At 43.3% G+C, this 14,285-nt stretch carries 8 protein-coding genes; 3 read left to right on the top strand and 5 right to left on the bottom strand.

The features are described from left to right. Window positions 1-13 precede the first annotated feature (13 nt). On the bottom strand, window positions 14-2,581 hold the full coding sequence (locus G596_RS0104555; RefSeq protein WP_022760658.1) for a PEP/pyruvate-binding domain-containing protein: 2,568 nt from the start codon (window positions 2,579-2,581) through the stop codon (window positions 14-16). A 231-nt stretch (window positions 2,582-2,812) separates the two neighbouring features. Here G596_RS0104555 and G596_RS20910 point away from each other — a divergent pair, with 231 nt between their 5' ends. From G596_RS20910 to G596_RS0104570, 3 genes are read left to right on the top strand one after another with little or no spacing between them, the layout of a single operon-like run. Continuing rightward, window positions 2,813-3,163: a PadR family transcriptional regulator gene (locus G596_RS20910; protein ID WP_022760659.1), complete on the top strand. Its 351-nt coding sequence runs from the start codon at window positions 2,813-2,815 to the stop codon at window positions 3,161-3,163. Further along, complete coding sequence (locus G596_RS0104565) at window positions 3,160-3,738, top strand: DUF1700 domain-containing protein (protein ID WP_022760660.1); 579 nt, start codon at window positions 3,160-3,162, stop codon at window positions 3,736-3,738. The genes G596_RS20910 and G596_RS0104565 overlap by 4 nt, the downstream gene beginning before the upstream one ends. Next, window positions 3,731-4,624 carry a DUF4097 family beta strand repeat-containing protein gene (locus G596_RS0104570; protein WP_022760661.1) on the top strand — a complete coding sequence of 298 codons (894 nt, stop codon included), beginning with the start codon at window positions 3,731-3,733 and terminating at the stop codon, window positions 4,622-4,624. The genes G596_RS0104565 and G596_RS0104570 overlap by 8 nt, the downstream gene beginning before the upstream one ends. 52 nt (window positions 4,625-4,676) lie before the next feature. Here the strand turns inward: G596_RS0104570 and G596_RS0104575 are convergent, their stop codons facing one another. The 4 genes from G596_RS0104575 to G596_RS0104590 are packed head-to-tail and all read right to left on the bottom strand — an operon-like array spanning window position 4,677 to window position 14,277. After that, a complete protein-coding gene (locus tag G596_RS0104575; RefSeq protein WP_022760662.1) occupies window positions 4,677-7,031 on the bottom strand; it encodes an HD domain-containing phosphohydrolase in 2,355 nt (784 codons plus the stop codon). Window positions 7,032-7,055: 24 nt separating this feature from the next. Beyond that, window positions 7,056-7,814 carry a response regulator gene (locus G596_RS20915; RefSeq protein WP_022760663.1) on the bottom strand — a complete coding sequence of 253 codons (759 nt, stop codon included), beginning with the start codon at window positions 7,812-7,814 and terminating at the stop codon, window positions 7,056-7,058. Between the two features lie 15 nt (window positions 7,815-7,829). Continuing rightward, window positions 7,830-12,128 (bottom strand): hybrid sensor histidine kinase/response regulator, encoded by a 4,299-nt coding sequence (locus tag G596_RS20920; RefSeq protein WP_022760664.1) that lies wholly within the window; start codon window positions 12,126-12,128, stop codon window positions 7,830-7,832. Then, on the bottom strand, window positions 12,121-14,277 hold the full coding sequence (locus tag G596_RS0104590) for an HD domain-containing phosphohydrolase (protein ID WP_022760665.1): 2,157 nt from the start codon (window positions 14,275-14,277) through the stop codon (window positions 12,121-12,123). Before G596_RS0104590 ends, G596_RS20920 begins: the two co-directional genes overlap by 8 nt. Window positions 14,278-14,285 lie beyond the last annotated feature (8 nt).

Consider the following 14,285-nt stretch of genomic DNA (forward strand, 5'->3'; position numbering starts at 1 on the left):
TTTTATTTACGATCTATACCAATAGCAATCTGTTGTTCTCGAGGTCGTAGTACAAAGTAAGTTCGCTGCCTTTGAGGTCGTAGACCCTTGCTATGTCTTTATTTTTCTCATCACTTATAAAATCAGAGGAGATATCTTTATATGCGGAGAACTTATCCGGAGCGAAAGCAAGAGTCTTTTCATTCGCAAAAACAGCGGTGTAGAGGATGTCAGCCTCGACGAGATCCTGGAAGATGTGGCTTCCGTAGGAGAGCTCGGGATTGTAGCCCACTTCCTTTTCCTCAACTTCACAAACAGCCTCAAACTCACTGATATCAGCGAAAGTTGTGGGTACTCCGAGTTCAGGTGATGAAGTTCCGATTCTGCCGGGCACGATGAGCATCATGTGTCTACCCTGTTCTCTGTAGGTCCAGTTGACTTTCCCGATGAGGTTGGCGATGCCGGACTTCTCTGCGTAGGGCATGTTGTAATAAGCCTTAGGGTCCACGTAGACGATAAGGTCAATTGGAACGCTTCTGGAGAGTCCCATCGATGCTCCTATGCTCTCGAGAATAATGTTCTGCTTCGGAATATTCTCAGGAATCTCAACTGCCGCAGTATCCTTGAATATCTGCAGCGGTCTGCACTGCAAAAGGTTTATCGAATATTCCCCATTCTCTGAGAGGTTCATTGTAAATTCGATATCCACTGCGTGCTCATATTCCTTCTGGATAACCTGCATAAGCTGCTGCATCTGAGTCATCAGCTGCTCTTTTTTCACAAGTCCTCTGCAGGAAATGAATCTCACATCGCGGTAGATTCCACGCTCCCTGAGTGAATCCTCCACCTCGAAGTCATGCTCCAGGAGCGTATTTATAAGATACATTGGAAGTTTGCTCTCGATGTCGCGAAGCTCAAGTCTCTTAAGCGTGTGTTCGCCCACATCCACGGCTTCGACCGCCCTTTGTGAAAACTGGTGTTTCTCCGCTATCGTCACGGCTGAAGTCGCTTCAGGCATATCAAGGCTAACGAGACGAGGATAGGAACCCATGGTTCTGTCGACAGCTGAGGTACCAAGTCCCATGACAAGTCTCAGCATTCCTGCCTTGGGATCAATGCCCGAGAGGAACTTGTAGGGGCTGTAGGAATAGCCGACTCCTGCCGCACAGGGCATATAGTACTGCCCGTAATAGGAGCCTGAAACTCTCTGAACAAGCAATGCCATCTGCTCATCTCTCTTATCAAGCCTTCTTCTTTTTCTGTAATCAAGAGCTGACAGACTCATGGTGCTCGCATATACAGTCCTTATGGCATTCTCAAACTCCGATAGGCGCTCCTCAAGAGTACCCCTGTTGGCACAGAATACCGATTCATATTTTCCCGCAAAAGCATTACCAAAACCGTCCTCAAGGATACTGCTGGATCTTACGATAAACGGATCCTGCCCGTAGTACTCCAGAATATGTCCGAACTGAGTTCTGAGGTCCTCCGAGAAAACTCCCGTCTTCAGCTTATCTGCAAATTCCTCCGCAAGGGAGAAGTACTCCTCTTCCGTTCTCTGTCTGACACGGATATCCCAAAATTCATTGTCGACGATGTAGGTGTAATAGATATCAGAACCTATAAAAAATGAATCATGGGGCTCCAATACCTCGTTAATTTCGGGAGCCATATTCCTTATGATTGCTCTTGAAAGCAGCATTCCACAGGCTTTTCCTCCGATAAGTCCGGTACCTATCATGTGACTTCGAACGTTGAAATAATCCTCCGGCCTAAAGTGCTTTTTCACCATCTGCCTCATCTTCTCATCGCGGGTCATCATGATATTGCACATCATATTGCAGGACTCCTCGATGTCCATGTGATTGTCGTACTGCATTTTCGCCATGTTGAAAAATCTGTCCCAGAAGTCGATGTACTGATCCTCACCGGGCCTCTGGAAATTATCAAGCACCTGGTAAAACCGGCTTGACTGGACACCATCCAGAATAGGTCTGAAGGTTCCTTCCTCCTTCTTATAGATATGAGGAAGAAACATAGTCTCCGAGTCGCGGTTCCAGACCTTCTCCGCCCTCACATAGACATTTCTGGTATCCGAATAAACATCAAGGAAAAGCTGAGTTGTATTGAGAATCTTATTAACAGCATGATATGAATGTTTACCTCTTATAATCGGGAAAAAGGCCACTGTATCAAGAATGAATAGAAACGGGCAGGTAACTCTAAAAAAATTACCCATCATAAGGTCGGTCGCCCAGGCAATCTGAAGCTCCGAGAGACAATCAAACACATAGAAGGCGTCCTTACCTTCTTTATCTATAATGTTATGTATCTCAACGGTAAAGGTCTCAAAGCGATGCGACAGCGGAATATGGATAGTCTTGACCTCCGGGCAGTCCTCCACTAAAGGCTCATGAGATGCGAACCTGAAATAGATAATGTTACGATTATCCTTTTTTGCCTGCTCAATATATGGATCCACGAAAAGCTTAAACTCCGAGAGTTCTGAAACTCTGAAAACCACGTTGTCTCCAAGTCTTATGTTATCAAGTGCCTTATCCATCTCCGGAATCCCGGACAATATTCTGTCAAATGCTGCCATACGAAGCCCTCCATGCGAGAAAACACTATGTAAAACAAAAAGGCAAAGAACGCCACTGATGTAAGCGTCTTTGCCTCTTACCAATATAATAACATATTATGTTCATTCCCAAAACAGTTCATCCTTATTCCTGTTATATTATTATTTTTTATATAATGTGTTGACATTTATAATACTATACGTTATATAATATTGTATGATCAAAAAAAACAGTAGAAAGGAGCGACAAGCATGACGTATCAATTAACAGCACCACTACTTGATGCCTGCGTTCTGGGAATAGTTAGAAGTGAAGATTCATATGGTTACACTTTGACACAAAAGGTGCGTCAGGTGGTGGATATTTCGGAATCAACCCTCTATCCGGTTCTCAGAAGGCTTCAGAAGTCAGGGTGCCTAAGAACCTATGATGCTCCATTTCAGGGGCGAAACAGACGATATTACGCAATCACGGATGAGGGCAGACAGATGCTTGGATTCTATGAAGGCGAGTGGAACGAGTACAAAGACAAAATCGACGGTCTGATAAAGGGGACAGGATCAGACATCGCCAAGAGTTCTGAGGAGGGGATGACAGAATGAACAAGGAACAATTTTTAAATGAACTCGATAACAGATTAAGACTCATCCCTGTCGACGACAGGCTGGATGCTATCGAGTATTACGATGGATATATTTCCGACATGGAACTTACCGGAGACGAGGATGTTGTAGCAAAGCTCGGAACTCCCAAGGAAGTTGCCAAAAGTATTATCGAACAGTGCACGCAAAAGCACATAGAGAACACCGAGGAGCAAAAGACAGTAAAGGGAAAGGCCACAGTTTTATGGCTCACAATACTTGGCATAATATCTCTCCCTCTCTCACTGCCCCTTGGAATTGCAGCAGTTGCGGTTGTGTTTGCACTTGGCATAGCATTACTGGCCATACTCTTATCACTGGTAATTACAGCAGTTGCAATTGCAGCAGCAGGTTTTGCTTCCATATTCTGGGGCGTGATGGTTCCCGGAATAGGCCAGAAGTTCTTCACAATAGGTGCAGGATTGATCATGGCAGGTCTTGGAATAGCACTTACCTATGCACTTATTATATTTGTTAAAGCATTTTTCCGTTCGATTTTTAGAAATAAGAAAGTGAGGGAGACGCGATATGAATAATAGAATTGTATTTATGGTAGCAGGTGTGATGGTAGCTTTCGGTGCGATAATCCTCGGCGCAGGAATACTTCTCGGTGCCAGCCCCATTATCGCAATTGGCTCAAACGGCGCTAGCGCAAGAGCAAATAAAGAACTGGTAAAAGATACTATAAAGCTTTCCGAATTTGACGAGCTGGACGTGGATACAGCATCAATCAACACATATCTTGTAAGGGGCGATTCCTATAAGCTTGAGTACTGCGCCTATGAGGACAACATCCCCAAGGTAGATCAAAAAGGCAAGAAGCTTAAGATAAATCAGCCGTCACACAACGGAATTCTTCTCAGCTTCAATTTAGACAGAAATGGCGAGCAGTATTACAAGATCACCGTTCCCGATAATGCCGGAATAATCGATACCAAGCTCGAGGCTTCTTCCGGCACAATAGCTGTCGACAGTGTTGATATCAAGGGAAAAGTCGACGTATCTTCAGGAGTTGTAAAGCTTGATAACATAAAGTCCGAGGATCTTAGGGTATCCGCATCTTCAGGTGACATCAATCTCGATAAAGTCATCACTGACAAACTGAGCCTCGAACTCACTTCGGGAGATATGCACCTTACAGATTGCGAAACAGATGAACTCAGTGCCGATATGACAAGCGGTCTTATGGTCTTTGAGAAATTCAAGGTGAACAAAGCTGATCTTCAATCCACTTCAGGTGATATGAAGCTTGGTATTGCCGGAAAAAAGGACGATTACGACTTTAATATAGATGCAACCTCCGGAACCATCAAGGTTGGCGGCACTATAACAGAGCGCAAATTCAGAACAGACAATAATAAAGAAAAGTACATAAAAGCAGATATCACAAGTGGTCTTTTTGATGTATCATTTGAAGACTGATGTTTAAACGCAGAAATGGCACAGTTCCTCTTAGAGGCGTCTGTGCCATTTTTTATCTTATTCTGATGTCAGTCAGGGCGACTTCATCGCCGGTCAGAGCCGCGTAAACAATCTCTCCAATTCCCGATACCTCAGTGATATTTTCTATGTAGATACCAAGATTCTCAGTAATCGTTGTAATCTTGTTTCCTCGCTTAATAAAGTTTATCTCACTCTCAATTCCTGCCTTATTTTCAGTTTTCCAGACATCCCACCCTGGGAAGGTGTCCTTCTTTTTCATAATAAATTTGTTGCGGGCGTTGGTCTCTACTTCCTCTTCCTCGCCGTTTATCTTAATAAGCGCATATTCCTTATACCCGCTTCCTCCTATGTTTCCATCCTCGGAGGAGAAAAGAACTATGTAAGGACAATGCCACACAAGATCCGCATCGGGAAGTGTCATGCTATGGAATTTGATATTAAGACCGTCTTCAACCTTTATCCCCTGAGTAGATGCGCTGCGGAAGCCGTTTACCTGGACATTCGGGACATCGGATTCCATCCTCTCGATGAAGCTTACATCACCAACGATTTTCCTTATATCACCTTCCTTAATCTCTCTTCCTGTGAGCTGAACTTCGATATCATTTATATCACAGTTTTCACCGGTGATACCGATATAAACAGCCTTTGATTTATCAGGCAGTGCAACAATAACATTAAAAATGTGCTCGGGGCTAATCATCTGCAGTGACAAATGATCCTCAAATTTTGCCGCCTGAATGCTGTATTTACGTTTTCCATCTAATGCTGTTTTCTCTGCCTCGGTTATCTCCACCTCTCTCGCACTTGTGGAGATATAATGCCCGTCAAACCATATTTCACCGAATTCCAGATAATGATATGCCTCTATGGCTTTCTGATTGTCATGCACAATTCTGTCATAGGAGTCGAACAGAATAATTGAAGGGGCTGAAAAGCTCTTACTATCTCCACCTGCCCTCTTGGAGGAAAAAATGATCTCCCTCTCCTTTGTATTAACCGGAATTCCCACGGAGATACTGTCTCTGTACTTCCTGCACTTAAGCGTCTTCTGAAGCTTAATTTCCTCCTGACTTTCACTTCTGCTATCTTCATCCAGAATTTTAACCATAATGTCGGTAAAATCCGGATCAAACTGCGTGCCTGATCCCTTGATAAGTTCCTCACGCACGGTGAGATAAGGTAAAGCATCGCGGTAGCTTTTCGGAGCCATCATGGCGCCGTAAGCATCAGCAATCGCTATTATCCTTGCTATCTCAGGAATTTCTTTTCCCTTTAAGCCATCAGGATATCCTGTGCCATCATACCTTTCATGACAGTAAAGAGCTCCGGTCTTTAGAGAAGGATACTCCCTGATACTGGATAATATTTCACTGCTGATGACCGGCTGTTGCTTTACAATTTGAAGCTCCTCATCCGTTAAATTTTCATTCTTATCAATAAGATTATCAGCGATTCCTATTCTACCGACATCATGCAGAAGCGCTGCGTAATATATCTCATCGCACTCCTCAGCACTTTTCCCGTAAATCTCCGCTATCCTTTTGGCGCAATCCGCAACACGCTCGGAAGTTCCCACTGAAAAAGAATCCTTCTTTTCAACTGCTGTCACAAAAGCTGTCGCTGTCTGATCAAAGAGGCGCTTCATACTCCGCCTCTCCTCACGCAGTTCGTGCATCTGAACACGCTGCGCCTTCTCAACCGTATCGTTAATGTCAAGGTAAGAGAACACATACATAAGGATTGATACCACAACCATTGCCATGTTTACGATGGAAACACCATAGGCAAATATCTGAATAATCCCGACTACTATCGGAACAAAAATGTATGCCGTAAGTGCTATATAAATAAGCCTGGCTATTCTCTTTCTATACATTCTGACAGCTGTATACTGGATGATTGGGCATATTACGGGAACAATGTAACACACAAGAAATCCCGGACCTCTATGATAGACATTGTTCTCATCAAAGTAGTAATAGAAACCTGTAAAATGTGCTATCACGGAAAAGATCATCCCGAAGGCTGCTGCCGCTCCTGAAAACTGCAGTCTTCTCGGAATCCGTATTTCGCCCTCCACGTTTCTCAAAATATCATAAAGATAAATATTGAATACAAAAACCACCTGTGAAGTCAAAAAGAACACCAAAAGATTACTGATGCGCACCAAAAAAACACCCTTAGGCGAAAGATCGCCACGGTATACGTAGGAAAGACGATCGAAAAAGAGGAGAAAAGTTGCTGTGAACTCCATTGCTATGAGGATCCACTTTCTCCGCCTGTCGAGGAATCTTGTAATAAACAAAAGGAATGCAATTGTCGTACATGCAGCGCAGAGCCACTGCATGATATCCAGCTGATATGCCCTTATAAATTCAAACATATCCTACTACTCCTATTAACATAACTACCTGTGGAGGATAAAAAATTCATCCAGTTTTTCAAGGAGTTCTCCCTTTTTAATATCCTTCAAAAAATATCCTTCGGGTCTTAGCGCAACAACTGCCATTACGCTTTCCTTATCTCCCTTGCCGGTGAGGAAAATCACAGGAATATCCTTTGTCTCCTCATCATTTCTGAGCATTTCAAGCACCTGGGGACCGGTTGTGATCGGCATTTCATGGTCAAGCAGTATGAGATCCACCTTGTTTTTCCCAAGGTACTTTATGGCCTGCAGTCCGGAGTTAGCCATAGCAACCTTGTAATCTTCCTTAAGCCACTGCCTCACAAGAGATAAATACTGGGGATCATCATCTACTATGAGTATGCTTTTCCTGAACTCTCCCGCATCGACCTTCGTAAAGTAATCACTTACGGCATCAACAAATTCCTGATTATCAACCGGTCGTGAAAATGTTCTGTATACCAGTTCTTCAGGAATATGATCTGAAACATACTCAAGATCAAGCTGTTCTCCGATAAGGATAAGCTCAGCACCCCTTTCTTCCATACTGTCTGTCAGGAAATGGATGACTTCTTCCTTAGACTTAGGAGCATCATCGATGTAAAATGCCAGAAGCTGCGTATCCTGCCAATTCTCATTTATACTGTTCACAGTACACGGAACAAACACGCAGTCCACCCCCGCATCCCTGACCTTGCCAATAAGGACACGAATAATGAATGATTCCTTATCTCCTATGAAAAGCATCCGTTTTGTCGTCATTGTTTTTCCCCTTTACTACAATGATTTTACCAATTCTTCCATATTGTCCCAATCAAAGTTCTTCATCATGGTTTCCAGTTCTTTCATCTTTTTCTCGTCTTCTTCCGGAAGCTTATAATGTGAAAGCTGCTCAAGAATCATCTCAACCGCATCGTAATCCATCTGCGGAACGACATCAGAAAGAGCGGCATAAGCATCTGCAAGTTCTTCAGGTGATATTTCTTCCTTTTCCTCTTCCTCTTTGGTATCTCCCTGCTTTAGCTTTGCAAGCTTTTCTTTATATGCCAGGTATTCCACCATGAACTTATCATTATTTTCATCTATAAAATCAGTATCCGACTTATTTCCCGCTTCCTCAAGCTTAAATGCAAGCTCGGAAAGTGCCTTTGCTCCAATAATACGCGCAGAACTTTTCAGTGCATGTATCTTTATCGTGTAAAGCCTTATGTTTCCGTTTTCAAGCGCATCATTTAATGCCTTTGAGTTACCGTCAATTGTTTCAAGGAAAAGCTCAAGAGCAAAAATATATGATGCAATACCGCCGGAGTTCTTAATACCTTCTTCTACATCTATGCCCTCTGTGCTGTATATCCACTGCATGGTTTCAGGCATCTCAGTAATCTCTTCCACCACATAGTCATTTGTCGGCTTTTCCATCTTCTCTTCAGGCAGATGACGCATGATGGTTTTTTCCAGGATTTCAGTATCCACCGGTTTCTCAAGATATCCATTAAAGCCCTTCGACAGATAGAATTCCTCTCCTGCAATGGAGTTTGCGGTAAGTGCGTATACCGGAAGATCGGGTTCTAGCTCACGGATCTTCTGTAGCGTCTCTATTCCGTCCATCCCGGGCATCATGTGATCGAGAAGTACCACATCAAAGGAGGAATCCTTTATCTTATCCAGAGCATCCTCTCCACTCGAAGCAGTCGTCACATATACCTTTGTGGCTTTAAGGAGTCCCTTCATAACACTGAGATTCATGGGATTATCATCAACCACCAGAATATCTGCATCAGGTGCTATAAACTTAGGAATATAAGGTCCCTTAGGCGAATTTTCGTCATGCTCCATGAATGCTCCAAGAGGAGTATTGTCAACTATGCGCTGCTTCACGGTAAGAATAAATTCACTGCCCTCACCGTAAATACTTTCGCACCATAGCTTTCCTTCCATAAGCTCGGCGAAACGTCTGGAAATATCAAGTCCCAGTCCTGTTCCCTGAATGTTTGCGTTTTTCTCCTCTTCAAGTCTTTCGTATGCTGTGAACAGCTTTTCCATATCCTCGGCCTTGACACCGATTCCTGTATCCTTTACCGAAAAGCGAAGACCAGCTATATCATCCTCACGTTCATCCATGGACACAATCAGAGCAAAGCCTCCTGAATCTGTATATTTGACCGCATTTGTAAGAAGGTTTAAAACTATCTGCTTTATTTTCCCGGAATCACCGTACAGGCGCTTCGGCAGGATTTCATCTACGATGACATCAAAGGTCAGTTCTTTCTGCGTACTTCTCACACGTATCATGGATACGATTGAACGCAGCATCTCCTGAGTATCGTATTCCTGCTCCACCAGGTGCATTTTTCCGGATTCGATCTTTGAAATATCAAGCAGGTTATTAATGAGTCCCAGCAAGGATTCCGATGCATTTCTAATATCAAAAGCATAGTTCATCATGGACATAAAATATCCCTTGGGAACTCCTGTTGAATCCTCTCTCAGAACCATCTCATTCATTCCCATAATTGTGTTTATAGGTGTTCTGATCTCATGGGAAATGTTTGCAAGGAATCTGGATTTTGCTTTGTTTGCCTGCTCTGCCTCGTCCCTTGCCTTCAGGATCTCCGCATACTGTTTTTGCACTACTGAATGTGTCGATATTCTCCAGATTAAAAGCCCTAAAATACCGATGACAATCAAAGCCATTATCATTCTGAACAGGAAAAGCTCGGTAAATTTTGCCTCTTTTATAATTGTGTAGGTATCATCCTGTAAAATGTCGCCGGTTCTGGTGTCCAATATCTGAATGTGCAAGGTGTAATTGCCATATTTGAGATTTGTAAATTCAAGTGGTGAAAGCTTACTCCTAAGCACAGTAATGCCACCATCCTGCCCGCCTTCGAGGAATACCCTTACCAGAGGATTAAGCATTGTGTAATCCATAACAGAGGCAGAAATCTGAATTCTTCCATCTGAAGCCGGTATCCTGTATGATCCGTCCTCACTCCTTGGAACTTCCTTGTCATCACAAACTACAGAACTTATACCGGTTTTAACTTTTTCGTTTTCTTCATAATAGTCATTGATATTGACCTTGATAACACCGTTCCTTCCGGGAATATAAAGGTTGCCCGTATAGTCCTTAGTAGCAAAGGAATAGGCCATAATTCCGTAAGGAAGTCCGTTCTCAACAGTGTATAATCTGTAATCACTGATTTCATTCCTGAGCATAAGATTTGCGTTTACAACATATACTCCATAGGAGGATAAAACCCATGCGTTATCTTTATCGTCAAATGCAATGTCATAGTTGTTGTTATAAGGGAAAGTCGTTATTGGAATTATTTCTCCGTCCTTCATATATTCTATTGAATTGGAGGTAAGAATCCAGCAAACACCGCGCCTGTCATCTCTCATAATTCGAACTATGACATCGCTTGTAAGCCCGTCATCTCTTCCAAGATGCGAAACCTTATCACCCTCTATAACATATATTCCTCCGCCGTCCGAACCTGCAAATATTATCCCGGAATCATCGACAAAAATCGTTTGTATTAAAGAATTCTTTATTCCGTCCTTCGCGGTAAATGTTTTTACCACTTCACCGTCTTTAATTAGGGCAATTCCGTCATTTGTACCCGCAACAGCTGTGCCATCGGGACTAAAGGCAATACATCTCACCTGGTTATGAGGCAAGCCATTCTCTACGGTGTACGAAGTAATAGTATTATCCGGAAGGACACAGATAAGTCCCTTCTCGTTTGAATATGTGCATATCCAGGTATTTCCGAGCAGATCTCTTTCGATATCACGGACTCTTGTTTCTCCGACAAAAGATGTAATCGAATTTTTTACCTGTCCTATATTTTTACCAATAATTTTCAGACCTTCATCCGTACCGGTATAAATATTACCTTTTATAAGACAGGTGACATTTACTGCCGCCTCTTCCATTCCTGCCTCATAGGTGAGATCCATGAAATTGTTTGTCACAATTTTCATCACACCCTGGGTAGAAGATGCAACCCACATATTCCCCTGATAATCCGAAGTCATCATCTCGATGTTGTTGTCCATAGGAATATTTCGAAGAGCATGGAAATGACCTTCATCACCAATATAGCCCACTATGCTTCTTGAAGCTACCCATACACGTCCGCAGTCATAGCTAAGCCAATGAACACCCTCAAGTGGTGATACCGATATACGTTTTAGTGCTTTGGCATTGAGGCCAAAGTCCCCGTAAAACAGGTTACTTCCTTCTGTTCCGAAATATAGCTTACCATTATTGTAAGGGTCTGCTGCAAGGCTTGTTATTTTCCCGAGTCCAAGTTCTTCACTGGTATAGAGCTCACTGACCGCGCAGTCATCTATCGCAAAAACAATACCGCTTGATGTTTGTCCATAGATTCTTCCCGTACTATCAGAATCCATCTTCAGCACACGTTCATCCGCTAATCTCTCATCTACAGAAGTATGTATCTGCATATTTTTATCTATATAGCAGACACCGGCTGTGGTTCCGACAAAAATATTACCGGCATTATCCTCTGCAAACTCCCTTGTGGAAGATGAAGGGAGACCGTCATCGTATGTAAGCCAGGTCCTTTTCTCTCCATCGAGTATTACAACTCCGTTATCGTTTGTCCCAACCCATATTCTGCCAAGGCTGTCCTCGAAAAACGCTCTCGCACTGGTCAGTCCGTCAGAAGTGTCCAGTCTCGTAAACTCTGTTCCATCATATTTTATTATTCCGCTGTAGCCGCCAATCCACACGTGACCGTCACTTGCTCCAAGTAAAAACATGGCATCTGAGGTCGGAAGGCCTTTTTCAGCAGTATACAGTTTCGCAGTATAAGATACCCCGGGAATCTGTCCCGTAGCAGAGTATCCGCCACCATACAGCGAGTATTCATCCAGAGAATTCTGTGCAGTTACTGCGGCATCCGAAATAAAATCATAGCTTTCCCCATCGCCGGTATCTCCTGCAGCACTTACTGCCACAGAAGCTTTCGCCGCTATGGTAAGGAATAATGCAAATGCTGTAAAGGCTGCCGCTAGCCTTGTTTTTAAAGAATTCTTACTCATCGGCAACCTCCATATTCACATTTTCATTGTACTTTCTAAGCACTACCTTAACTTCAGGCAGGGCATCCATAAACACTTCCACACACTTGGGGTCAAACTGTGTTCCGGCACCATCCTGCAGCATCGCAAGGGATTCCTGCAGGGTGAACGGCGGTTTATAAACCCGGGGAGAAGTAAGCGCATCAAAAACATCCGCAACTGCCATAATTCTTGCAGAGAGCGGAATCACCTCACCGTGTAAGCCTTCGGGATAACCTGTTCCATCCCACCTCTCATGGTGATATGCTGCCATATTTCTTGCTTCCTTAAGATAGTTCGCGCCTTCCACCGTACTTATGGCTTTCTCCATAATCTCTTTGCCCGCGGTGGTATGCGTTTTTATAATCTCATATTCTTCAGGCGTAAGCTTTCCCGGTTTATTAAGCACATTGTCGGGGATATTTATTTTTCCGATATCATGAAGAGGCGCACTTCGAACAACGTCTGATATGAATTTCGGTGTAATTTTTTCAGCGTAATATCCCTTTTTCTTAAGTCCCTCAACTATTATCTTCACATAGGCTGCTGTTTTCTGGACGTGTGCTCCGGTATCGGAATCTCTGTTCTCGACGAGGTCAGCCATCGTTATGATCAGACCATCCTGCATTTTCACGGTATTTTCGGAAAATCTGCGAAGACTTCTGAACTGCTCTGTCTGATTAAGTGCCATGTCACAGATAGCCTTATAGAGTTTTTCTGTTTCATCGCCTGTATGAATATCAAGAGCTCGCAATTTTCTCACGGCTGCATCGAGTCTTTTCTGGTCGGTACCAGCACCTATAAAATCCTCTACTGAAAGAGCCATGCTATTTATCGGATAGGTTGTAAATGCGCCTGTATACCACATTCCATAGGCGAGAATCAGCACGAATAATCCTGACATACTAAGAAGTACACGCAGGATAAAATTACCCATATAATCTGCCATATATGACAGAGAAACCACAGCACCCGCATAGGCAACTGTTTTCCCGAATCTGTCCCTGACAGGACTGTAAGTAACAAGCGCCCATTTATTGATGGTATCAGTTTCTATCGGTTCTATTTCCTCGCCCGCAAGAAGCTGTGACAGGTATGGTGCCATTGAAGCTTCAACCTGAAGAACAGATCCCGGAGGGTTTGTGTTGCCGTTCTCATCCCCAAGGTCAAAAACGGTGTAGCAGCCGTCTTCTCTGTACTGAAGAACGAAAAGATAATCTACTCCGTTTGCATTTTCCCTAATCTTTCTGAGCATTTCTTCGGTCTCTTTATAACCGGACATGTTTTTCCCGTATTCAATATAGGAGTCGATCATATCAGGATTAACAACGGACGCAGCAAAATCGGCTGCAGTAGTTGCAACCCGCATTCTTTCTTGTTTTGTATTATCAAAATAGAGTCTTATTCCAAGCTCACTGATTATTGCAACAAGCGCAACAGAAATCGCCAGCAGCATAAGCGTCATTCGCCTTTTCACGGAATGATGAGTTTTACCTGCATGCTCATCCATCTCCCGGATTTCTTCAGGCGACAGTGGCCGCTGTCTCCATCCCATCTCCTGCATGATATCCCGCGCTTTAGATGGAATAAAATGAATAACCGCAAGCGCTGCTGCTATAGAAATGCTCTTGTCAATAATATCCATGCAGATGTTTATTACAAGAGACATAAAGAACCTGTAAAATTCATCTTCTGCACCGATCGCAGAAAGGATTCTCAGAGTGTAGTCCTGCTGAGGGCCTCCAAAAAGGCCCCACTGAATAAGCACGCTGATTCCGCCGCTTATATTTCCCGAAACCAGTATGAACAGGATTATATTTTGAATTTTACGAAACGATCTTTTTCTTACAAACCATGCTACATAGATAGCAACCAGAGTGTTTACGAATCCAAAATAAACCGCAATGTCATTAAATGCAGTGCAGATCAAATTGGTCACTACAGCTGTCACTATCCCGGGAAACAGTCCACCCATTGCAGCAACAATTATGGTTCCTATTGTATCGAGAAAAATCGGCAAGTCCAATTTATAGGACACATAGGAAATAATCACATTGACTGCAATACCGAATGAAATGGTTCCCACTCCGAGCAGGTTGTATTTCTTGTTCCGATAAGTATTTGCCTTCACTGCTTATC

Origin of the sequence: Butyrivibrio sp. AD3002, from assembly GCF_000420905.1 — a bacterium.
Taxonomy (GTDB): Bacteria; Bacillota; Clostridia; order Lachnospirales; family Lachnospiraceae; genus Butyrivibrio.